The 21779-nt window shown below is 44.8% G+C and carries 22 protein-coding genes; 16 read left to right on the top strand and 6 right to left on the bottom strand.

Annotated features, from left to right (window positions below; translation table 11 throughout):
• Positions 1–23: 23 nt before the first annotated feature.
• Entirely contained in the window at positions 24–680 is a 657-nt protein-coding gene (locus tag ACX0G7_RS15975) for a protein-L-isoaspartate(D-aspartate) O-methyltransferase (RefSeq protein ID WP_458924504.1), read from the top strand.
• 5 nt (positions 681–685) lie between these two features.
• Here the strand turns inward: ACX0G7_RS15975 and ACX0G7_RS15970 are convergent, their stop codons facing one another.
• A complete protein-coding gene (locus ACX0G7_RS15970) occupies positions 686–1534 on the bottom strand; it encodes an alpha/beta hydrolase (protein WP_458924503.1) in 849 nt (282 codons plus the stop codon).
• Between the two features lie 58 nt (positions 1535–1592).
• Here ACX0G7_RS15970 and ACX0G7_RS15965 point away from each other — a divergent pair, with 58 nt between their 5' ends.
• Positions 1593–2396: a Rossmann-like and DUF2520 domain-containing protein gene (locus ACX0G7_RS15965; protein WP_458924502.1), complete on the top strand. Its 804-nt coding sequence runs from the start codon at positions 1593–1595 to the stop codon at positions 2394–2396.
• A 2-nt stretch (positions 2397–2398) separates the two neighbouring features.
• Here ACX0G7_RS15965 and ACX0G7_RS15960 read toward each other — a convergent pair whose 3' ends face one another.
• The 4 genes from ACX0G7_RS15960 to amaB form a co-directional block, all read right to left on the bottom strand.
• Positions 2399–2950, bottom strand: coding sequence for a DinB family protein (locus ACX0G7_RS15960; RefSeq protein WP_458924501.1), 552 nt, complete (start codon positions 2948–2950; stop codon positions 2399–2401).
• 147 nt (positions 2951–3097) lie between these two features.
• Positions 3098–4819 (bottom strand): S8 family peptidase, encoded by a 1722-nt coding sequence (locus ACX0G7_RS15955; protein ID WP_458924500.1) that lies wholly within the window; start codon positions 4817–4819, stop codon positions 3098–3100.
• Between the two features lie 210 nt (positions 4820–5029).
• A complete protein-coding gene (locus tag ACX0G7_RS15950) occupies positions 5030–6583 on the bottom strand; it encodes an OmpA family protein (protein ID WP_458924499.1) in 1554 nt (517 codons plus the stop codon).
• 84 nt (positions 6584–6667) lie between these two features.
• On the bottom strand, positions 6668–8194 hold the full coding sequence (gene amaB, locus ACX0G7_RS15945; RefSeq protein ID WP_458924498.1) for an L-piperidine-6-carboxylate dehydrogenase: 1527 nt from the start codon (positions 8192–8194) through the stop codon (positions 6668–6670).
• Between the two features lie 277 nt (positions 8195–8471).
• On the opposite strand from amaB, the gene ACX0G7_RS15940 reads away from it, so the two are divergent.
• The 3 genes from ACX0G7_RS15940 to panB all read left to right on the top strand — a co-directional run bounded on the left by ACX0G7_RS15940 (position 8472) and on the right by panB (position 10831).
• Positions 8472–8954 carry a hypothetical protein gene (locus tag ACX0G7_RS15940; protein ID WP_458924497.1) on the top strand — a complete coding sequence of 161 codons (483 nt, stop codon included), beginning with the start codon at positions 8472–8474 and terminating at the stop codon, positions 8952–8954.
• A gap of 165 nt (positions 8955–9119) precedes the next feature.
• On the top strand, positions 9120–10019 hold the full coding sequence (locus ACX0G7_RS15935; RefSeq protein ID WP_458924496.1) for a Ppx/GppA phosphatase family protein: 900 nt from the start codon (positions 9120–9122) through the stop codon (positions 10017–10019).
• The gene (panB, locus tag ACX0G7_RS15930; RefSeq protein ID WP_458924495.1) at positions 10016–10831 is read left to right on the top strand and encodes a 3-methyl-2-oxobutanoate hydroxymethyltransferase; all 816 of its coding nucleotides are present in this window, start codon (positions 10016–10018) and stop codon (positions 10829–10831) included. Before ACX0G7_RS15935 ends, panB begins: the two co-directional genes overlap by 4 nt.
• Before the next feature lie 3 nt (positions 10832–10834).
• On the opposite strand, the gene ppk1 is transcribed toward panB, so the two are convergent.
• Positions 10835–12943, bottom strand: coding sequence for a polyphosphate kinase 1 (gene ppk1, locus ACX0G7_RS15925; protein WP_458924494.1), 2109 nt, complete (start codon positions 12941–12943; stop codon positions 10835–10837).
• Between the two features lie 275 nt (positions 12944–13218).
• Between ppk1 and ACX0G7_RS15920 the strand changes: the two genes are divergently transcribed.
• The 11 genes from ACX0G7_RS15920 to ACX0G7_RS15870 all read left to right on the top strand — a co-directional run bounded on the left by ACX0G7_RS15920 (position 13219) and on the right by ACX0G7_RS15870 (position 21777).
• Positions 13219–13530 (top strand): hypothetical protein, encoded by a 312-nt coding sequence (locus ACX0G7_RS15920; RefSeq protein WP_458924493.1) that lies wholly within the window; start codon positions 13219–13221, stop codon positions 13528–13530.
• Positions 13531–13717: 187 nt separating this feature from the next.
• Positions 13718–13957, top strand: a complete 240-nt coding sequence (locus ACX0G7_RS15915; protein ID WP_458924492.1) for a hypothetical protein — start codon at positions 13718–13720, stop codon at positions 13955–13957.
• Positions 13958–14052: 95 nt separating this feature from the next.
• Positions 14053–14289: a 50S ribosomal protein L28 gene (gene rpmB, locus ACX0G7_RS15910; RefSeq protein WP_458924491.1), complete on the top strand. Its 237-nt coding sequence runs from the start codon at positions 14053–14055 to the stop codon at positions 14287–14289.
• Between the two features lie 23 nt (positions 14290–14312).
• Positions 14313–14495 carry a 50S ribosomal protein L33 gene (gene rpmG / locus ACX0G7_RS15905; RefSeq protein WP_458924490.1) on the top strand — a complete coding sequence of 61 codons (183 nt, stop codon included), beginning with the start codon at positions 14313–14315 and terminating at the stop codon, positions 14493–14495.
• A gap of 43 nt (positions 14496–14538) precedes the next feature.
• On the top strand, positions 14539–14709 hold the full coding sequence (locus ACX0G7_RS15900) for a DUF4295 domain-containing protein (protein WP_458924489.1): 171 nt from the start codon (positions 14539–14541) through the stop codon (positions 14707–14709).
• Positions 14710–14816: 107 nt separating this feature from the next.
• Positions 14817–15788, top strand: coding sequence for a signal recognition particle-docking protein FtsY (ftsY, locus tag ACX0G7_RS15895; RefSeq protein WP_458924488.1), 972 nt, complete (start codon positions 14817–14819; stop codon positions 15786–15788).
• A gap of 151 nt (positions 15789–15939) precedes the next feature.
• Positions 15940–17247 (top strand): 30S ribosomal protein S12 methylthiotransferase RimO, encoded by a 1308-nt coding sequence (rimO, locus tag ACX0G7_RS15890; RefSeq protein ID WP_458924487.1) that lies wholly within the window; start codon positions 15940–15942, stop codon positions 17245–17247.
• An 89-nt stretch (positions 17248–17336) separates the two neighbouring features.
• Entirely contained in the window at positions 17337–17876 is a 540-nt protein-coding gene (locus tag ACX0G7_RS15885) for a hypothetical protein (RefSeq protein ID WP_458924486.1), read from the top strand.
• 138 nt (positions 17877–18014) lie between these two features.
• Complete coding sequence (locus tag ACX0G7_RS15880) at positions 18015–18962, top strand: dihydrodipicolinate synthase family protein (RefSeq protein WP_458924485.1); 948 nt, start codon at positions 18015–18017, stop codon at positions 18960–18962.
• A 155-nt stretch (positions 18963–19117) separates the two neighbouring features.
• Positions 19118–20599, top strand: a complete 1482-nt coding sequence (locus tag ACX0G7_RS15875) for an aldehyde dehydrogenase (NADP(+)) (protein WP_458924484.1) — start codon at positions 19118–19120, stop codon at positions 20597–20599.
• Between the two features lie 8 nt (positions 20600–20607).
• Positions 20608–21777, top strand: a complete 1170-nt coding sequence (locus ACX0G7_RS15870) for an aldose epimerase family protein (protein ID WP_458924483.1) — start codon at positions 20608–20610, stop codon at positions 21775–21777.
• The last annotated feature ends 2 nt before the right edge of the window (positions 21778–21779 follow it).

Below are 21779 nucleotides of genomic sequence, written 5' to 3'. Positions count from 1 at the left end.
TTGATGTATATTTGCCATTGCTTATGAGAACATTTGAAGACAATTACCGCCATAAGGGGTTGCGAAAAAAACTCGTTGATACTGTTCGTGATAAAGGCATTACAGATGAGCGCGTGCTTGCTGCTATTATGAATGTTCCAAGGCATTATTTCCTGGATTCAGCATTCGATAAATCAGCTTATGAAGACAAAGCGTTTCCGATCGCAGAGGACCAGACTATCTCGCAGCCTTATACCGTAGCTTACCAGACACAGCTTCTCGAACTGAAACCTTTTGAAAAGGTACTGGAGATCGGCACCGGTAGTGGTTACCAGGCAATAATACTGGCCGAGCTGGGTGCGCAGGTTTTCACCATTGAAAGGCAGCGGAAATTATTTGAACAGCATAAGAGTTTTGTATTACGGAACAAGTACACGAGTATAAAATACTTCTACGGGGATGGATATGAAGGATTGCCAACGTTTGCACCTTTCGATAAAATCATAGTTACGGCAGCTGCTGAATATGTTCCGCCCAAACTGATCGAACAACTCAAAGTAAACGGGAAGATGGTTATACCCGTTGGCGGACCCGAAGTTCAGCAAATGTTACGTTTAACGAAACACAGTGATGGGACGGTCGAAGAGGAAGTCTTTGATAATTTTTCGTTTGTACCGATGATCAAGGGGCGGAATAACTGAGTTGATCAGTTTTTCAGAAAATCCATCACCTTTTGGATTACCACTTCATCCTTGTAAATCCTGCGATGACCGAGGCCGGTGGTTTGAAGAAATTCGAGGTGGGAATGACCATCATTTTTTACCCTTATTGCATCCTCAATCGGGGTGATCTTGTCGGTATCGTCATGTATCCATAATATGGAAGCTCTTGTATGGTTAATCGCGCGCCTTATAGAATAATGCGCCGTTTCCTCCCCACCTCGTTTGATCACCAGTTCATCAAAATGCTTTCTTACAGCGTGGTTCAGATTGAAAATTCTGAAAAACCTGTCAACCGCAGAGGTGGTTTCGGTTGCTGGTGCAATGAGTGCTACTTTGCTGATCTCTGCATCGGGAATAGTTTCCAGTGCGTGCATCAGTGCGAGGCCGCCAAATGAATGCGCGATGTAACAATCGACTGGTCCGAATCTTTCAATGGCCGCATGAATAGTATTTACATAATCGGGCAGGAGAATTCTTTTGCCTCCCGATCGGCCATGTGCCGGCGCATCAAAAGCAAGCACCTCAAAATCAAGTTTTATGAGTGCGCTGATATACTGGTGAAAATTTGTTGAACTTGATTCAAAGCCATGAACGATCAGTACTTTTTTTCGGGCTGGATGGTTCCAGCGAAAGCCACTGATCAGTATATTGTCCAGATGAAAACTTAGTAATTCACCTTCTTCAAATATAGGTGCCGGGATGCCTGAAGATCCGTTGAAAGGAGTAGAGAATATTTTGAAGGCTTGTTTTGCGGCTTTTTTTGGCGACACCAGTGAAAGCAGCTGAAGGTTGGCCCTATAGTATGCAAGCCCTAATTTTTGTACTAACTTCATGATCTGGCAGGTTGTAAGCGCAAATCTATCGGCACAGGCACGAATACCAAAATATATTATGCGTATAGTCATCATAGGGTCCGGCAATGTAGCTACTGTTCTTGGTCGAAAGATTTATGTTGCCGGCCATGACATCATCCAGGTCTATAGCCGGAACGGAAGTGCCGCTGCAAGGCTTGCCAAAGAAACCGGTGCATTGCCATGCATTGAACCCGTTGCCGTGAACAGGACGGCCGACCTTTACCTGGTCTCGGTTGCTGACAACGCTATACCCGGAATTGCAGAGTGGCTCAGGGTCAGTGATAAACTTGTGGCCCATACTGCAGGTTCCGTTTCAAAGGATGCTCTTCAAGGCTGTAGTGCGCAATATGGAGTGATATACCCTTTACAGACAATCAGGAAAGAATCTGTTACGCTACCGGAGATACCGCTGTTGATTGATGGAAATGATGAACCGGCAAAAACGGCGTTATTTGATTTTGCACAAACGATTTCAGGTAACGTGCACCTGGCCAATGACAAAAAAAGATCTCAGCTTCATATTGCCGCCGTGATCATGAATAATTTTTCAAACCATCTTTATACACTGGCGGCAGATTATTGCGCAAATGAAAACCTTGACTTCCGCCTGTTAACCCCGTTGATTGCTGAAACTGCAGAGAGACTAAACTATCTTAAGCCAAACCAGGTGCAGACGGGACCTGCCATGAGACATGATCATTCGACCATTGCCGGTCACCTCGAGAGCCTGAAAAATTATCCGGACCTGGCAGAACTGTATGCTGTTTTTACGAAAAAAATTCTTGCCTATTACGACGGCAAAAGTCACAGTCCGGATGTGGAGAGCATTCATCAGATCTAAACTCAGACCTTCTTCTTTTTCTTTCCGGCTTTAAGATCTACATCTGCAAGATATCGTTCGAGCATGATATTCATATGATGTGTTACGTGTCCTGAACAAACAAATGCAAGCGCCATTGCGTTCATTGCTTTCCCGTTCGCGATACCGGCATGTAGCAGCTGATCTTCGTCCAGCGAAGCAAACATAAATTCAGTGGAGGCCCGGAGACACTCAAACTCATCAACAAGGTCATCCCATTTACGTTTGACGGCTTTGGAGGTAATCGCCCATTCGTTTTCATCAAACCCCGGTAGCTGAGCAGCATCCTTACGGGAAAACGTCAGTGCGCGGTAGGTAAACACCCGCTCTGCATCAATAATATGCTGCATCATCTCTTTTAATGTCCATTTACCTTCGGCGTAGCTGAAATTGATTTTCTTGCGGGGTATTCTTTTGAGGAGTTTGCGAAAACTTTTTGTGTTTTTCTTCAGGGCAACTATCGGATCTTTTTCTTTGACGAGGTTGATATAGGTCCAAAAAGATTCAGCGGCGATAGCATCAGGTCTGGAGATCATAATACTCAATTAATGTTAGGTGTTATGAATATATGCAAATATGGCCTAATTCGGGTAGAGGATAAAACAGGAGCCATAAAATCACCCGCTGTGATCTTATGGCTCCCGTTATGTTTCGAAAAAATAATAATTTATTAACCCCGGAACCTATCCTTTTTTGTTCTTCATCGTCGGTTTAGGATTTTTAGTCGCTGGTGTCTCTGTGCCCTCAGGCTTCAATGCAGACGCAATTTTTGCTGCTTCATATACATTGATCACACCACCGGTACGGCTTATCTCTGACAGATTTACCATCTCATCAGTTCCTGGCTTTCTGACTTTAGCAGACAGCGGCTGTGCCGATTTTTCCAGGCAATATTTAACTTGTTTAGGACTCAGGTAAGGAAAATATTCCAGCAGGAAAGCCGCAGCGCCTGCAACAACCGGCGATGCCATAGAGGTTCCCTGCGCGTTGCCATAGGTTGTTCCACCGGGGATTGTAGAATAAATTCTGACACCAGGTGCGAACACATCAACCTGGTCTTTACCATAGTTTGAGAAGGATGCAGTGATACCACCGGCTTTATCATCACCGCTTGCGCCAACTGTAATCCAGTTTGAAGCCCGGTTATTTGTCCCTGCTTCGATGTTATTTGGAAAGTTATCTGCAGTATCAATATTTTTTGCATCGTTGCCTGCTGCATGGACAAGCAGAACACCTTTTGACTCTGCATATTTTACCGCTTCATCAACCCATTTTTTCTCAGGAGAAAAATCCTTGCCGAAAGACATATTGATGATCTTCGCACCATTGTCCACCGCATAGCGGATTGCAAGTGCAACGTCTTTATCATGTTCATCACCATCCGGAACCGCGCGGATCATCATGATCTTAACGTTGTCGGCAATGCCATCTATACCTTTGCCATTAGCTCTTGAGGCGGCTATGATACCCGAAACGTGCGTGCCATGGAATGGGGTAGTGGCCATCACATCGCCGTTGCCATAGAATTTATCATTTATATCACTCTCATTATCCCCGGTTATTTCGCCGCGATAATTTTTTGGAGCACTTGACTTTGCTGTTGTCTTGCCTTCTGCTTTTGCTTCCTCACCACTGATAAATTCACCAAAACCTTCAAGGAATTCGACATTGCTAACTTCCATCATATTGTTAGCCTTAAAGAGGTACAACATGGAAGCCTTCGCGCTTTTCGGTCCGGATTCAGCTGTTTCAAATTTTTCAAGATCCAATCCGGTGAAAGTATCTTTTTTGAGTGCGATACGAAGCGTACTGTCATTTTTCTGAGCGCTCCTCAACACGCGGCGTAACAAAACTACATCTACCGTTTCTTCATCTGTGTCACCTTCAATCCTTGCTTTCGCTTTCAGCCATGTTTTATATTCAGCGAGTTCTTCTCCTTTCAGGGTTGCCGTATCAACAACCTTATCGCCATACTTTGTTTTCAATTTATGATAAACTCTTGCACCCTCATATGAGTCTTTGGTAACATTCCTGCCATCCTTGTTACCAAGAAAATTCCATCCATAAATGTCATCTACATACCCGTTGCCATCATCATCTTTCCCGTTGCCCGGAATTTCTTTCGGGTTCCGCCACAAAACTTCTTTCAGATCTTCGTGAAGTGTGTCAATACCCGAATCGATCACTGCCACAACCACAGTCTTACTCTTCAGATTTTTTGACTGGATAAATTCATAGGCTTTGTTCAAACTTATCCCGCTGTAACCTTCAGAGGCTTTATCCAGCAGGTGCCATCCTTTCGGTACTTCGCCACTCCTCGGATTCTTATCCTGTTGAGCCTGCGCAAAAGTGCCGGTGATCGCCAGGAGGCATGCGGCAAACGTTAATTTAACCATTTTACTCATTGTGACTGTTTTTATGACTTTCGGTGTTAGATGTATAGAAACACAGTTTCGTTGGACTGTACGTTCCAAAATAGACAATTTTGGGAATTCTTAACGATAATCCGGCAATTTATCAAAAATGAAGCCACTCATGCCTTTATTACATGAGTGGCTAATTATTGTTCACAACTATTGTCACTGATCAAAAAAAACTGCAGTGTGCGGGCTAAACTAGTCTTGTTTTAACTTCATTTCGACCCTTCTGTTTGTACTTTGTCCCAGTTTGGTGGAGTTTTCTGCGAGTGGCTTTTGATCGCCATAACCGGTGGCGCCCAGTCTGTCTGCAGCTATGCCTTTGGAAACCAGGTACTTTTTGACAGCCTCCGCTCTCTGTTGTGAAAGCCGGAGATTTCTCGAAGCCTGGCCGGTATTATCGGAGTGCCCGTCAATCTGCAGCTTCAGTCCCGGAGATTTCTGCATGATAGATGCGACCTCATCAAGGCCCGGATAGGATTTCCGCTGGATCTGGTCGCTGCCCGTGTTGAAAAAGATGTTTCTCGCTGCGTAATTCACTTTCTCTATTACTTCCTGCCTGATCTCAGGGCAACCCCTGTTCGACGCAACACCCGCTGATTCCGGACATTCGTCTTCTTCATCATTTACACCGTCACCATCCTTGTCGGGAACCGGGCAACCATTGTATTTAGGTACGCCTTTTTCAGCAGGGCACTGATCAATTTCGTCATTGATACCGTCACCGTCTGTATCGGGTATAGGGCATCCTTCATATTTAAGCGTACCTCCCAGCGCCGGGCATTTATCCAACTCATCATTTACACCATCATTATCCCCATCGGGAACCGGGCAACCGCTGTATTTCACCAAACCTGGCACAGCCGGGCATGGATCTGATTCATCGGGTACTCCGTCATTATCAGTATCGGTAGCAGGACAACCAAGATATTTTTGAAGCCCAGCAATCTCAGGACATTTGTCGGACTTGTCCGGCACACCGTCTGCATCAAGGTCCCTGGGAACGGGCGGCGGAATTTTATTCAGCCAAACCGAAAGTGAAGCGCCTATCACCCTGTTTTTAAAATCTGCCGTATAAGCGCTTTGGTAGAAACTGGTGAGTCCTTCACTGTAGAAGCCGGTAAGCATTACATTTCCGATATCAAAGCCGGCCCTGAGATTATAGCCCAGATCCAGTGTTTTGATTTTATTCTCGCCTTTACCGACCTCTATGATTGTTTCCTGGTTGATGTTTTTTACTGTCTCTTCAAGTTCGTAATCGGGATTAGCGCCCATGTCTCTCCTGAATGTGCGGGTGGCAGAAGTTTCCTTGCCATTAAAGAAGAAAGAGACATAGGGTCCTGCCGAAACCATTAAGCCGGCCTTTTTACCGAGCTTTAATCGATAGGCAAGGTTCAGTGGTACCTCAATATAACTCGTAAAAAAATTATTGCTGTAAAACACTGAATCCACAGGCTTGTAGGAGGTGGTGTCGTTTTGTTTATAATACTTGTTGCCCTTGGTCGTGTACAAAAATGCGGGTTGGAAAAATACCGTCTGGCTGTTGTTGAGTGGAGCGGAAAGCATAAAGCCGAGATGAAACCCGCTACGATTTTGATAAAATGGCTTTTTGTCTTTTTCCCAATCCGGAATGTCGTTTGTTTCCTTAACCGAAGAGGATTGAGGGCCACCCAGGAGGGAGACCCGCACCTGTGACCAGGAGTTATTGGACAAGGCAAGGATGATCAACAGGAGGGTACAGGTTTGTTTCATAGCAGTATCTTCTCAGGCCATAAAACGCTGTCAATGTTGTTTTATTGCCAGTTTGCTGTGAGCTTTGGCGTCAATTTCTCAGGATCAGGGTATAAACTGGATTCCCTGCGCAAGCGGCAACTGGTCAGAATAATTTATAGTATTTGTTTGTCTCCGCATATAGTTCTTCCAGGCATCACTACCTGATTCCCGGCCACCGCCGGTTTCTTTTTCCCCACCAAACGCTCCGCCGATTTCGGCTCCGGAAGTACCGATGTTCACATTGGCAATCCCGCAATCACTTCCCGTGACAGATAAAAAGATCTCTGCTTCCCGGAGGTTAAGTGTCATTATGGATGAAGACAAACCTTGCGGAACATTATTCTGTATGGCGATCGCTTCTTCAAGGGTTTTATACCTGAGCAGATAGAGAATAGGTGCAAAGGTTTCGTGTTGCACAATTTTGAAATGAGGTTCAACCTCAGCGATACATGGTTTTACATAACATCCGCTTTCATAACCATTTCCTTCGAGCTTGTTTCCTTCGATAATAAACCTTCCGCCTTCCTGTTTACATTTCTCAATCGATTCAAGATACATAGCCACAGCATCCTGATCTATCAGGGGCCCGACATGATTTTGTTCATCGAGGGGATCTCCTATCCGAAGTTGTGCATAGGCAGCGACCAGTTTTTCTTTTACCTGGTCGTAAACAGATTCATGTACGATGAGCCGCCGTGTGGTGGTACAGCGTTGGCCTGCTGTACCGACTGCTCCGAAAACAGCACCGCGTATTGCAATATTAAGATCGGCATCTTTAGAAATGATGATAGCGTTATTTCCACCGAGTTCAAGCAAGGCCCGGCCGAGTCTGGCACCAAGGGCGGCACCAACCGCTTTGCCCATGCGCGTTGACCCGGTAGCAGAAACCAGTGGAATTCTTGTATCCGCAGCCATCCACTCGCCGGTTTCACGACCACCCGTAACAAGGCATGAAACACCTTCAGGGACATTGTTGGTCTTAAATACACCGGCAACAATGTGCTGGCAGGCAATTCCGCAGAGCGGCGTTTTTTCTGATGGTTTCCAGACACACACATTTCCGCAAACCCAGCTCAACATAGCGTTCCAGCTCCACACGGCAACCGGAAAATTAAATGCAGAGATAATACCGGTAACACCCAGGGGATGCCATTGCTCATACATGCGGTGTAATGCTCTTTCGCTGTGCATGGTCAGTCCGTGTAACTGCCGGGATAAGCCTACAGCAAAATCACAGATGTCAATCATTTCCTGCACTTCACCATAACCTTCCTGTAAACTTTTACCCATTTCATAGGAAACCAGTTTACCAAGTGGTTCTTTTAATCTACGGAGCGAGTCGCCGATCTGTCTGACGATTTCACCTCGTTTCGGTGCGGGCCATTTGCGCCATTCAGTAAAGGCCTCCTGGGCAGTCACCATCACTTTTTCATAATCTTCCCGGTTACCTGGCTGAACCGTTGCTATAAGTTTTCCATCGACAGGCGAATATGATTCCAAAACCTGGCTTCCATTTGCAAACCAATCTGATCCGGTTGAATCGCCCGGGTTAGCAGATTCTATATTAAGTGACTGCAAAAAATCTTTCATAAATCGTTTTATTAGGCGCAAGATACGTAAGCAAGTTGTAATTAGTCGCTCGCCAAACTGCGTGGAAACCAACCTCGTGCACGCTTTTAACAAAAAAAAATTTGTAAAAGTTATGACATATGAAAACTTATTGCAAGATTTACATCATCCTAATCTGCTATGAAAGACCTGCCATCAGCAGGTTTTTTTATGTCCTGCCTCCGGCGTTCTGCAATCAAGTTCTGATCATCCTCTAGAAACCGTAACCCTATTTTCTTAACTTGATTAATGCTGTACCATGAAACTTACATTCCCTAACCGGATCATGCTTGCCATGCTCCTCCTCGTGTCTTTTCATTCCCTGGCAAACGACCTGGGAGCACTTCCCAAAAAAATCCTTTTTTATTCTCCTGTGTTTGTCACCAACTTAAAAACCTATGACACGAATTATGATATTAAACCAGAAATGAAGGTTTGTGCCTGCCAGTTGCTAACGGTAAAATCAAACAATCAACAAACCGAAAACGTTGCTGTTTTTGCAGAGAAGGTTAATAACGGTGATCTGACAGCTGATTTTGCAATAGCCATCGAGGTACTTGAAAAAGAGAAAAAGCACATGAAAATGTTTTTTTACGAAACAGTTAAAGTGATTGGTAAACAAGTGGTGGCCACTGATTGTAAAACGTTCTATAAACAACTGAAGGTCCGTTATGATGATCTGAAGATGTACGAATTGCTCGACGCAGATGCGATCAGCCGGTTTAACAACCTGAACAAGTAAATTTATCGTATATGCTGCAAGGCGAATAATCTGCAAAGGCATAGAATATAAACCCTATGACGCTTTGTATCTAAGGCTGCATCCCCAAAGGATGCAGTTTTTTTTTCGATCGGGCCTGATTTTTACTTTTGCCGGTTCTGTTATAACTAATTATTTTTGGCTCGAATGAGATTAGGAGCAATAGATATCGGAAGTAACGCCGCCCGCCTTTTAATAACGGAAGTGGTTCCCGGAGACAATGGAAAGCCACAGTTTCAGAAACTTAACCTGGTTCGTGTTCCGCTCAGATTGGGTTTCGATGTATTTGAGAACAAAACGATCTCCCCTGAGAAAGAAGCGATGATCCTTGAAACCATGCATGCTTACCGGCATTTGCTTGGTGCCTATGAAGTAAAGCACCTGAAGGCTTGTGCCACATCGGCCATGCGGGACGCCGATAATGCCTCAAGAATCATCAAACATGTGGAACAGGAAACAGGTATCCGGATAGAGGTTATCAGCGGCGATACGGAAGCCAGCTTTATATACGAAAATCATATAGCCGAAAACCTGAATAAGGAGCTTTCTTACCTGTATATCGATGTTGGTGGCGGCAGCACAGAACTTACTTTTTTTGCGGAAGCCAGGATGATCTTTAAAAGGTCTTTTAACATTGGTACCATCCGCTTGTTAAAGAACCAGGTAGATGATTTTCTTTGGGACGAGATGAAAGACTTCCTGAGACGTGAAACCAGGACCTACCCGCAAAATATCGTTGCCATCGGGTCGGGTGGAAATATTAATAAGATATTTTCCCTGTCAAAAAGGAAAGAAGGCAAGTCACTCAATGTCGAGTCTCTTAAAGACTATTATAAAGAATTCAGCAGTTTCAATCTTAAAGACAGGATGCGGGTTTACAAACTGAGAGAAGATCGTGCCGACGTTATTGTACCCGCGCTTTTAATTCATATCAATGTAATGCGCTGGGCCAATATCAGCGAAATCTTTGTTCCAAAAATAGGTCTCGCTGATGGATTGATTCAACACCTTTACCAGGAAGTAACCGCCACAACAACCAACGCATGAGCATACACAAGGAAGTAAAAAAAATAACGACAAACACACTGCTGAAAATGAAGGCCAATGGTGAAAAAATATCTATGCTGACCGCATACGATTTTTCTTTCGCCCGTTTGTTTGACCAGGCAGGTGTGGACATTATACTGGTTGGTGATTCGGCTTCCAATGTAATGGCCGGACATGAAACGACATTACCGATCACCCTTGACCAGATGATCTATCACGCCGCTTCGGTTATCCGTGGTGTTAGCCGAAGCTTTGTCACAGTGGATCTGCCTTTCGGTTCTTATCAGTCGAATTCCCGCGAAGCTCTGTCTTCTGCAATAAGGATCATGAAGGAAACCGGCGCACACGGAATCAAGCTCGAAGGTGGGGAAGAAGTTCTTGAATCCATTAATCGTATAGTGGCTGCGGGTGTACCCGTTATGGGACATCTGGGTCTCACCCCTCAATCTATTTATAAATTCGGAACATATACTGTTCGTGCCAAAGAAGAGGAAGAGGCCGAAAAGCTGAAACGCGATGCCAGGCTTCTCGAAAAGGCTGGTTGCTTTGGAATTGTTCTTGAAAAAATTCCAGCCACGCTCGCAAAGGAAGTGTCTGAATCATTATCGATACCAACAATAGGCATTGGTGCCGGGAAATATTGCGATGGCCAGGTGCTGGTAATGCACGACATGCTTGGCATCAATACAGAGTTCAAGCCACGCTTTCTCCGGAAATACCTAAATCTCCACGAGCAGATCACTGAAGCTGTTCAACATTATATCAGTGACGTAAAAAATAAGGACTTTCCGAATGACTCTGAACAATATTAGGCACTAAGATTTACTCAGCAACTCTTCCTGGAACCTGGCTACGTTTATGGCATGTTCACTTTTCTGATGCAGGTAATTATAAATCTCCACCTGTGACCTGACCTTTTTATGATCAGTGTTCCGCACATAACGGTTGCTGAGTTCATTGTCCAGCAAGCGTGCCTTTACATTATCATTCAACTGTATCTGAAGTATGGTTTTCACTACCTTTTTGATGTTTTCATCCAGGATCGGGCAGGTTACTTCTATGCGGTGGTCAAGGTTACGAACCATCCAGTCGGCCGATGAGATAAAGAGCTTCTCATCACCAAGATTATGAAATACGAAAACCCTGGCGTGTTCGAGATATTCATCCACAATACTGATCGCCTTAACCGGATGTTTGAACTTTTTGTTTTTGGAATACAGGCAGAAAATTCCCCTTACTATCAACCTGAGCATTACGCCGGCCTTGGCAGCCTCATACAATTTCTCAATCAGTTGCTCATCGGCTATCGAATTGCTTTTGATAATGATTGAGGCAGGTTTGCCTTCCCTGGCATGTTTTATTTCACGATTGATGAGCCTGTTCAATTCACGACGCAGAAAGGTGGGGCAGGGGATCAGGGTTTTGCATGTTTTTAGCATGTCTGTTCCTTCCTTCCATTTTTCCATATAGGCAAACAGGCGGTTCACATCTGCCATGATATGTTTGTTTGCGGTTAGCAGGCAGTGATCCGCGTAAACAGTGGAAGTTTTTTCGTTCAGGTTACCTGTGCTCACAAAACCATAAAGCAGGGTTGTATTGTCGATGCGTTTTTTTATCATGCAGATCTTCGCATGTACTTTCATGTTAGGAATGGACATTAGCACTCTTACACCTTCTTCCTCCAGTCTTTCTTTCCACTCAAGATTGGCTTCTTCCTCGAACCTGGCCCTCAGTTCCAGCATCACGGTAACCTTTTTCCCATTTCTTACCGCGTTGATCAGGGCATTGACAATTTTAGAGTTGGAGGCAAGCCGGTATGCGGTGATCTTGATCTCGACAACATTGGGATCAATGGCCGCTTCCCGCAGGAAGTCGATCACGGTATTGAATGAGTGATAAGGAAAATTCAGCATGATGTCTTTCGCGAGTACAACATCTGTGACACGGATAGAATGCCTCAGCATCGGATGAGTGAATGGTTTTTTCCGATGACTTTTTTTGGAGAACACATCCGGGAAATCCATGAAATGCCTGAAGTTGTGGATACGCCCGCCGGGTATCAGGCTGCTACGTTTAGAAAGATTGAGTTTTTTCATAAGGAAGCTCAGCAGGCCGCTATCCATCTGCTGGTCATATACGAACCGGACCGTTTTGCCCTTCCGGCGGTTTTTCACACCTTTCTCGATCTTCTGGATCAGGCTGGTCGATATATCATTATCTATATCTATCTCAGCATCTTTTGTCACCTTAAAAACCCATGACTGGTAGCTGGTAAATCCGAAATAGGAGAATATGCTCTTCAGGTTATAACGGATAACATCTTCCAGCAGGATAATATGATGTTCTCCTTCCGGCGATGGTAATTTGATAAATCTACCAATAGCTTTGGAAGGTACTTCAATAATGGAATACGTCTTGAGCATCTTCTCATTTTTCCTGGACATCACGACGCCGAGATAAATGGACTTATCCCTCAGGTAAGGAAACTGCGGGATGCTTTCAATCATCAATGGAATAATATTGGAACGAACCTCTTCCTCAAAGAAAGTCTGTACGAACTTCTGCTGTTCCTTGTTCAGTCTGCGCTCGGTAATAAGGTGAATGTTATCGTTCTGAAGTTCCCGGCGGATACTTTCCCAGACCGAAGCAAACACCTCCTGTTGTTCTAGTACGATCTCCTGGATCTGGTCAAGAATTTTTTCAGGCGAAATTTCCATATGCATGTTCCTTATCCTTGGGCCTACATCTGCCATCCTTTTTAAAGTGGCTACCCGCACACGAAAGAACTCGTCCATATTGTTTGAGAATATGCCGAGGAACCTCACTCTTTCCCGAAGTGGTACTGTTTTATCGGCTGCCTCTTGTAATACCCTGCCGTTGAATGAAAGCCAGCTTATATCCCTTGCGATGGTTTTTCTCCTCATTAATGACATTAATAGACTTTTATGCAATAATATCTCATCTCACGTAACAACGAAGTTAAGTTAGTGCATAACGACCGTATGACATAGCGCGCACGTTACCGTAACTGTGCACTTTGAAATTCATATCCCGTTAACAACTGCCGGACAGGTTTGGTTTTGGCGTGGATGCCCCCGTTAAATGTCTGCCCCACGGTTCACTCCGCCAGCCTGATTAAAATAACTTTGTAGTGATCTATAAATATTACCAATTCGTTAAATGGCTAAATTATAAAAAAATGAAAATCGTCAGGGTGCAATACACAACAACCGAATCTTATGCCGGTACCAATAAAAAAAATATAGGGGAACTGGTGGAGGCGCTGAAAAAGATCAACCATCCCGGAATCAAATACAGCGTGTATATTATGGAAGATGGAAAGACTTTTATGCACCTGGATCATTTTGCCGGTGAGGCGGAACACGAATTTCTCCAGCAACTTCCTGAATTCAAGAAATTTGCGGCCGAACTCTGGGACAGCCGGATGGAGGTAAAGCCGAAACTCGACTTGCTGTCCATTGCCGGGTCCACCGTAGAATTTGCCGGTTAGCACATGGCTGATTCCTGGTCTTCTGGACTATGTGTTGACCCTGAAAAACGATTCAAACTATTTTTTTCAAGGATTGTTCTCTTTCAGAAGGCTTTACTGGCCGACCGGAAGACGGAGCAATTGGTGTAAATTCGCAATGTACAACACCGGCGGCGGTAACTTTTTGAACGCTGATAACAATACAGGCATGGAAAAATACGTCCCGATAAATTGTGATTTTTATGATGAGCTGGAAGCGCTGGCAACCATCGGAAAAAAAGTAAGGTTGGTTTTCCTTGATGAGAGCGCCAGGGTCGAGACCCAGGGTATAATACGGGACCTTTATACAAGGGATTCCGTTGAATACATGAAGCTCGATTCAGGCCTGGTTATCAGGCTTGACAAATTGGTGGAAATTGATGGCAAACTGCCACCGAATGTCTGTTAATCAACATTGTGGACAATCAAATCCAAAAAATCCTGAATTCTTTTTGATTATTGGATAGATTTTACGACCTTTGCCGTCCAAAATTTTAGGAAGTCATGGCAAGAGTATGCAAGGTTACAGGGAAAGTTCCAATCGGTGGTCACACCGTTTCCCACTCAAATATCAAGACTAAGCGCCGGTTTTTACCAAACCTGCAGACAAAACGCTTTTTTCTTGCTGAAGAAGATAAATGGATTACCCTGAAACTGTCTACTGAAGGTATCCGTACCATCAATAAAAGGGGCCTTCTCAACGTCGTTAAAGAGCTGAGAAGCAGAGGTGAAAAAATCTAATTAAACGTCTAAAGCAATAACAAATGGCAAAGAAAGGAAGCAGGGTTCAGGTGATATTGGAGTGTACCGAGCACAAAACAAGTGGCAAACCTGGTACAAGCCGCTATATCAGCACCAAAAACAAAAAAAATACCCCTGAAAGACTGGAGCTGAAGAAATTCAATCCGATCCTGAAGAAGTATACAGTGCATAAAGAAATTAAATAAGCGCAAAAAGGAAACTGTTTTATAAAAGTTTCAAACTCATATCATGGCAAAAGCAGCAAAAACAGCGATAAAAAAAGATACCAAGGCCGCAGCAGAAGCGAAAAACTGGACTAAAGTTATTCGTGCCGTACGTAGCCCTAAAAGCGGTGCTTACACGTTTAAGGAACAAATCATTCACAAAGACAAGGTGAAAGATTTCCTGGCTCAAAAATAATGTGTGACTATATCATTATAGGAAAGCTGTTCTTTGCGGAACGGCTTTTTGTATTTTGGCTAAATCATCCTTGCCCCTGTAAATTCACCGCCTATTAAATTTCAACTATGGGATTTTTCGACAAAATTTTCGGTAAGAAAGAAAAAGAAACCCTTGACCAGGGCCTTCAGAAAACGAAAGAAAATTTCTTCTCAAAAATCACTAAAGCCGTTGCGGGGAAAAGCACCGTTGACGAGGAGGTGCTGGACAGCCTTGAAGATGCATTGGTCAGTGCCGATGTCGGCATTGATACAACAGTGGAAGTGATAGATCGGATAGAAAAAAGGGTTGCCAGGGACAAATACCTTAACACAAGCGATCTAAACCGCTTATTGCAGGAAGAGATCGTGGCCATGCTGGTGGATGCTCCGCAAAAAAATGCTTACACCTTTGATTCTGCATTACCGGCCAAACCATACGTAATCCTGGTGGTCGGCGTGAACGGAGTGGGTAAAACCACAACCATTGGAAAACTCGCTTATAACTTCAAGAAGGCAGGCAAATCGGTGTTGCTGGGAGCTGCTGATACCTTCCGTGCGGCTGCAGTGGAACAATTGTCAATATGGAGTGAGAGGGTGGGTGTGCCGATCGTAAAGCAGCCACAGGGTTCCGATCCTGCCTCTGTTGCTTTTGATACGGTTTCGAGTGGTGTATCCCGGGGAAGCGACATCGTGATCATTGATACCGCGGGCAGATTGCATAACAAGGCTCACCTGATGGAAGAGCTGAGTAAGATCAAAAGGGTTATTCAAAAACATATTCCGGATGCACCGCACGAAATCATGCTGGTGCTTGATGGTTCTACCGGCCAGAACGCGCTTGAACAGGCGAAGCATTTTACAGCGGCTACTGATGTGACCGCTTTAACGATTACCAAACTGGATGGCACCGCCAAAGGTGGCGTCGTTATGGCAATAGCTAACCAGTTCAAAATACCGGTAAAATTTATCGGGGTAGGGGAAAAGATGGAGGACCTGCTTGTTTTTAACAAACATGAGTTTGTCGACAGCCTCTTTAACCTCGAAGCTAAAAACACATAATTGGTACCTTTGCAGACTTTGTTTGGGAGCACGGCGTTCCATTCGACCATAGAAAATAATTGAGAAGGAATGAAACGCCTCGCAAAGGCATCCGACGGTAGAGAGGTGAGTCAGGGCGTTCCATCTGGCAATTGAAAATAATTACGAACAGATGAAAGTAAAAACTTTAAAGAGAGACAAGGTCAACATCATTACGCTGGGTTGCAGCAAAAACATGGTTGACAGCGAGGTGCTGAGTGGTCAGTTATTGGCCAATTCAATTGACGTGGTTCATGAAAACAGGAAACTTGATCATAATATAGTGGTCGTGAATACCTGTGGATTTATCGATAAGGCAAAAGAAGAATCAATAAATACTATTCTTGAGCAGGTTGATCTGAAACGCAAGGGGAAACTGGATAAGGTCTATGTTACGGGCTGCCTGAGTGAACGTTATAAAAATAACCTTGAGCAGGATATCCCGGAGGTTGATGCTTATTTCGGCACCATGGAACTGCCGATGATATTAAAGCAGTTTGAAGCGGACTACAAAGCCGAATTGTTGGGAGAGCGCCTGCTTTCAACACCGTCTCACTACGCTTACTTAAAAATCTCGGAGGGTTGTAACCGCACCTGTACTTTTTGCGCTATACCGTTGATGCGTGGTCAACATACCAGCAAGACTATCGAGGCACTGGTAAGGGAAGCAGAGCACCTGGTGAGATCAGGGGTTAAGGAAATTATGCTCATTGCCCAGGAACTTACCTATTACGGCCTCGATATCTACAAAAAGCGAATGCTGCCGGAACTGCTCAACAGGCTCGCTGACATCCCAGGCCTCGTTTGGATAAGATTGCATTACGCTTATCCCTCAAAGTTCCCCATGGAGATTCTCGATGTAATGCGCGAACGCGATAATATCTGCAATTATCTTGACATGCCTTTGCAGCACGCAAGTGATGAAATGCTGAAAGCCATGCGCCGCCAGATAACGCAGGGAGAAATGAATGAACTTATCTATGCTATTCGTGAGAAAGTGCCTGGCATTTGTTTGCGGACCACCCTCATTGCCGGTTTTCCGGGAGAAACTGAACAGGATATCGAGGAGATGAAACTGTTTTTACAAAAACACCGGTTTGACCGCGTTGGTATATTCACTTACAGCCATGAAGAAGGAACCGGTGCTTATGGATTAGAGGATAATGTGCCGCAGGATATCAAAGAATCCCGTGCGCAGGAGGTAATGGAGGTTCAGCAGGAGATCAGCCTCGAAAAGAACCAGGAAAAGATCGGACAGACCTTCAAGGTACTCGTTGATAAGAAAGAGTCCGGCCGTTACCTTGGACGGACAGAATTCGACAGCGTTGAAGTTGACAACGAAGTGATCATTGCCGGCTCGCAAAAGCTGCAGCCGGGTCAATTTGTAAATGTAAAAATCACGAAAGCATACGACTACGACCTGGAAGGAGAGCTGGTATAACAGCCGCTTTATACTTAACGTTTCGTTTGTAAACGAATAGTTTCATGTTTCGTCCTATATGTATAAAAACAAATTGGAGGAAACAAGTTATGAAAAGAATTTTTACACTCGCAGCCCTGTTCATTAGTATGGTCTCATTTGCCGCTGCTCCTCCCAGAGCAGGCCGCATGATCATCAACAACGGAGATTACAACAATATCGTGATAAGGATCAACGGACGTTCGTATAACGTTGATCAACAAACGCTGGTTCTTAATAATCTTGCTGGTGGACGCCACCACCTCGAAGTGTTCAGGATTGAAAGAAAACCGCGTTCTTTTGGCAGATCCAAACCCGTGTTGATTTATAGCTCGGCCGTTTATGTGGATCCCTCATTTATTGTAGATGTAAACGTTAGTCGTTTTGGTAGGGTGTCAGTGGGAAAGTCCATGATCGTCAGAAATGGTAGCGACAGGTACGGAAATGACAGGTATGGCAATGACCGGTATGACAACGACCGCGATAGAAACTACGGTGATGATCGTTACGACGGCAACAGGAACCGGAACGACAGATCAAATGACGAAAAAAGATATGATGATAAAACCTACCCGGATAACGGAAAAGCTAACCGCCCTTCCAGGTTCTAAAGACTAAGATTCAAAGCTTCTTTTCAAGAACCCCGCGTCTGCGGGGTTTTTTGCTTAAATTCAGGCCCCGCAATCGGGGGTCCGATTGCTGCCGTTATTTCTGTATAGCAACCATTACATTTGTAAAAATAAATTTCTATGGCTATTAACTGGAAAGGTATATTCCCGGCACTAACTACCAAGTTCACCGCAGACGATGAACTGGATCTCGCGATGTTTGAAAAGAACCTTGATGCCCAGTTAAAAGCCGGTATTCATGGAATAATTCTTGGCGGTACCCTTGGGGAAGCGAGTGTATTGACGAACCCGGAAAAAGAGCAGCTTGTTAAGTTTGCAGTCGGGACCATTAACGGCAGGATTCCCACCATACTAAATATAGCAGAGGGGTCTACCAGCGTTGCCATCGAACAGGCCAGACTTGCGGAAGCATGGGGTGCCGAAGGACTCATGTTGCTACCCCCGATGCGTTATAAAAGTGATCATCGTGAAACAGTTGAATACTTTAAAGCTATCGCCAGGTCAACTTCATTGCCAATCATGATCTACAATAATCCTATCGACTATAAAACCGAAATTACGGGGGATATGTTTGAAGACCTGGTGGCGATGCCGAATATCCAGGCCGTGAAGGAATCAACAAGGGAAGTGTCAAACGTTACAAAGCTGATCAACCGTTTCGGTGACAGGTTGAGTATACTTTGTGGTGTCGATACCATCGCCCTTGAAGAGTTGATGCTTGGAGCCAATGGTTGGGTAGCAGGTCTTGTCTGTGCTTTCCCTGCCGAAACGGTGGCAGTATACCGGTTGGTTAAAGCCGGACGATTAGCCGAGGCGATAGATATCTATCGCTGGTTCATGCCACTGCTCGAATTAGATCTGCATCCTAAACTTGTTCAATATATTAAACTGGCAGAGGCAAAAGCAGGTATCGGATCAGAGTTTGTAAGAAGTCCGAGGCTGGCGTTGATTGGTGAAGAAAGGGAGCGTATACTAAAGATCATTGAACACGGAATCGCAACCAGGCCATCACTGCCAGACTATAAATCAATTAACGCCGGGATCAATTCACCCGCTACGGTGAACTAAGTGACTTTTTCATTCAGGTGAACCAGGCTACTGCTTCGCCCAATTAAATTAAGCGACTGGTCCACCTAAGTAAACCAAGGGTACTATTCCACTTAAGTTTACCAGGCGACTATTTATTCATAAGATCATCAATAACCAGATTAAAATTTTACAGCATGTTTCAGGAAAATACACAAGAGGAGATCGGGCAAATGTTGGAGAGCGCCTGGAAGGCTTTCCATGAATACCGGAAATTGTCTTTGAAGGACCGTGCAGGCTTCATGCGCGCCATTGCCATTGAACTGGAGAACTGCGGTGATGAGTTGTTACACACAGCAATGGAAGAGACCCATCTGCCCGAGGCCAGGGTCAGGAACGAAAGGGGACGTACAATCAATCAACTCAATAATTATGCAACAGCCTGCGAAGAAGGTAGTTGGCTGGAAGCAAGGATAGACACTGCAGATCCTTCAAGAAATCCTCCCAAACCAGATATCCGCAAAATGCTTGTGCCCATTGGGCCGGTGGTTGTATTTGGTGCCAGCAATTTTCCTTTTGCTTATTCAACTGCGGGTGGTGATACTGCTTGCGCTTTTGCAGCAGGCTGCCCCGTGATAGTGAAAGCTCATCCGGCGCACAGCAAAACAAGTGAGATAGTAGCCAACGCTATATTGAGGGCCGCCGAAAAGACCGCTATGCCTGACGGAATATTTCATCATGTTCATGGCAGTTCGTTTGCAACCGGAAAAACGCTTGTAACACACAAGTATACCAGGGCCGTTGGTTTTACCGGTTCCACTGCCGGTGGCCGGGCACTTTTTGACTGGGCCAATCAAAGGCCCGATCCTATCCCGGTATTTGCAGAAATGGGTAGTATCAACCCGGTATTCCTGATGCCTGAGAAATTAAAGGAATCCCCGGGAGAACTGGCCAAACTTTATGCGGCTTCAATAACGCTTGGTGTCGGCCAGTTTTGTACAAATCCGGGTCTTGTTGTCGGTATAGACGGAACGCACCTTGAAAACTTTGTCCAGGCACTGGGAGCAGAGATAAGGCAAGTTGCCCCGGGTTATATGCTCCATCCGGGAATAGCGAAAGCGTATGTTCAGAACCGTGAGAAAGCACTTTCACAACAGGAAGTCACCACAATTGCTGAATCTGAAACGGCTGCACAGGAAAACCAGGGCGTGCCAACCATTGCTTCCGCAACCGGCAAAGCGTTTTTGAATAACCCGGTACTGCACCAGGAAGTTTTTGGCCCTTACTCACTGGTGATCCGTTGTGCCGATGCTGCGGAAATGCTTGAAATCGTTAATAAACTTGAAGGACAGCTGACAGCAACGCTGATGGCTACCGAAAATGATGTAAGGTCAAACGAGGACTTTGTTGAAGCGGTCAAAAACATCTGCGGAAGATTCATATTGAATAATGTTCCCACCGGAGTTGAAGTCTGTTTAAGCATGCAACACGGCGGGCCATATCCTGCCACAACAGATTCCAGGTTCACCTCGGTCGGAGCAGACGGTATAAAAAGATTCGCGCGACCCGTAGCCTTTCAAAACTGGACCGACTCATTGCTGCCGGAAGAACTGCAAAACAGCAATCCACTGAAAATATGGCGGACCGTTAACAATGTATTCACCAAAGAACAACTTTAATGGCTGATATGAAAAGAACTGTAACTGTATTTTTATCAAACCTGTGCCTGCTGACGGCAGTATTTTTCAACCCCTTTCATTCCTGCAACGATCAATCCGGAAAAAACGATAATCAAAAAAATAACGACACAGTGGTAGCATCTAATCAAATCATTGAAAACACCATCATCGGGCAGAAAGACGGAATTGAGATCGTCCAGTATACACTGACGAACAAAAACGGAATGGCAGTGAAGATCATCAGCCTTGGCGCAACCGTAACCGGCATCATGGTTCCCGACCGAAATAAGGAAATGGGCGATGTGGTATTAGGTTTTGACTCGCTGGCCGGTTACATGGATCCTTCCAACTCTTTTTTCGGAGTGATAGCCGGAAGATATGCCAACCGTATTGCCAAAGGGCAGTTTGTACTTAACGGTGAAACATACACGCTTGCTAAAAACAATAATGGTAATAGCCTGCACGGCGGGCTCAAAGGATTTGATAAAGCAGTGTGGAACGCTACTACATCGCTTGCAGACAGTTCCCTTACGCTAAAGTATGCGAGTAAAGACGGCGAGGAAGGTTATCCCGGCAACATGAATGTAGAGGTGCGGTACAAATTAAGAGATGACAATGCACTTGAGATAAATTACACGGCTACTACAGACAAAGCAACTCCGGTTAATCTTACGAATCACAGTTATTTCAATCTTTCTGCGGGTAAGAAATCCGACATCCTCGATCATGTATTGCAACTGAAAGCCAGCAGGTTCACCCCGGTAGATAAGACGCTTATCCCAACCGGGAAAATCGACAACGTGTCGGGTACCCCTATGGATTTCAGACAACCAAAACCAATTGGACAGGATATCGCGAAAGTAGAAGGTGGCTTTGATCATAACTGGATCTTTGATAAAGACAGTGCAGCACTGGAATTGGTTGGCAAACTCGTTGACCCATCCAGTGGAAGAACAATGGAATTGTGGACCACGGAGCCAGCTGTACAGTTTTATTCAGGAAACTTCCTGAAAGGGCAGGAGGGAAAAAATGGAATGAAATACAACAAACATGCAGGTCTTTGCCTTGAAGCACAGCATTATCCTGACTCACCCAATCAACCTTCCTTTCCTTCAACTATACTGGAACCCGGACAAACCTATAAGCAAACAACCATTTATAAATTCGGCGCAGAATAAGC

Source organism: Flavitalea antarctica, from assembly GCF_054461535.1.
Note: the sequence above shows the minus strand (reverse complement) of the source record. Positions and strands in the feature narration are given on the sequence as shown.

What these genes read in the sequence shown, in the direction of transcription:
- ACX0G7_RS15955 (WP_458924500.1), bottom strand. Translation starts at nt 4,819, where the DNA reads ATGAGTAAAATGGTTAAATTAACGTTTGCCGCATGCCTCCTGGCGATC.
- ACX0G7_RS15935 (WP_458924496.1), top strand. Translation starts at nt 9,120, where the DNA reads ATGAGATTAGGAGCAATAGATATCGGAAGTAACGCCGCCCGCCTTTTA.
- ACX0G7_RS15950 (WP_458924499.1), bottom strand. Translation starts at nt 6,583, where the DNA reads ATGAAACAAACCTGTACCCTCCTGTTGATCATCCTTGCCTTGTCCAAT.
- amaB (WP_458924498.1), bottom strand. Translation starts at nt 8,194, where the DNA reads ATGAAAGATTTTTTGCAGTCACTTAATATAGAATCTGCTAACCCGGGC.
- ACX0G7_RS15970 (WP_458924503.1), bottom strand. Translation starts at nt 1,534, where the DNA reads ATGAAGTTAGTACAAAAATTAGGGCTTGCATACTATAGGGCCAACCTT.
- ACX0G7_RS15870 (WP_458924483.1), top strand. Translation starts at nt 20,608, where the DNA reads ATGAAAAGAACTGTAACTGTATTTTTATCAAACCTGTGCCTGCTGACG.
- rpmG (WP_458924490.1), top strand. Translation starts at nt 14,313, where the DNA reads ATGGCAAAGAAAGGAAGCAGGGTTCAGGTGATATTGGAGTGTACCGAG.
- ftsY (WP_458924488.1), top strand. Translation starts at nt 14,817, where the DNA reads ATGGGATTTTTCGACAAAATTTTCGGTAAGAAAGAAAAAGAAACCCTT.
- ACX0G7_RS15920 (WP_458924493.1), top strand. Translation starts at nt 13,219, where the DNA reads ATGAAAATCGTCAGGGTGCAATACACAACAACCGAATCTTATGCCGGT.
- ACX0G7_RS15875 (WP_458924484.1), top strand. Translation starts at nt 19,118, where the DNA reads ATGTTTCAGGAAAATACACAAGAGGAGATCGGGCAAATGTTGGAGAGC.
- ACX0G7_RS15975 (WP_458924504.1), top strand. Translation starts at nt 24, where the DNA reads ATGAGAACATTTGAAGACAATTACCGCCATAAGGGGTTGCGAAAAAAA.
- ppk1 (WP_458924494.1), bottom strand. Translation starts at nt 12,943, where the DNA reads ATGAGGAGAAAAACCATCGCAAGGGATATAAGCTGGCTTTCATTCAAC.
- ACX0G7_RS15880 (WP_458924485.1), top strand. Translation starts at nt 18,015, where the DNA reads ATGGCTATTAACTGGAAAGGTATATTCCCGGCACTAACTACCAAGTTC.
- ACX0G7_RS15900 (WP_458924489.1), top strand. Translation starts at nt 14,539, where the DNA reads ATGGCAAAAGCAGCAAAAACAGCGATAAAAAAAGATACCAAGGCCGCA.
- rimO (WP_458924487.1), top strand. Translation starts at nt 15,940, where the DNA reads ATGAAAGTAAAAACTTTAAAGAGAGACAAGGTCAACATCATTACGCTG.
- panB (WP_458924495.1), top strand. Translation starts at nt 10,016, where the DNA reads ATGAGCATACACAAGGAAGTAAAAAAAATAACGACAAACACACTGCTG.
- ACX0G7_RS15915 (WP_458924492.1), top strand. Translation starts at nt 13,718, where the DNA reads ATGGAAAAATACGTCCCGATAAATTGTGATTTTTATGATGAGCTGGAA.
- ACX0G7_RS15965 (WP_458924502.1), top strand. Translation starts at nt 1,593, where the DNA reads ATGCGTATAGTCATCATAGGGTCCGGCAATGTAGCTACTGTTCTTGGT.
- ACX0G7_RS15940 (WP_458924497.1), top strand. Translation starts at nt 8,472, where the DNA reads ATGAAACTTACATTCCCTAACCGGATCATGCTTGCCATGCTCCTCCTC.
- ACX0G7_RS15960 (WP_458924501.1), bottom strand. Translation starts at nt 2,950, where the DNA reads ATGATCTCCAGACCTGATGCTATCGCCGCTGAATCTTTTTGGACCTAT.
- rpmB (WP_458924491.1), top strand. Translation starts at nt 14,053, where the DNA reads ATGGCAAGAGTATGCAAGGTTACAGGGAAAGTTCCAATCGGTGGTCAC.
- ACX0G7_RS15885 (WP_458924486.1), top strand. Translation starts at nt 17,337, where the DNA reads ATGAAAAGAATTTTTACACTCGCAGCCCTGTTCATTAGTATGGTCTCA.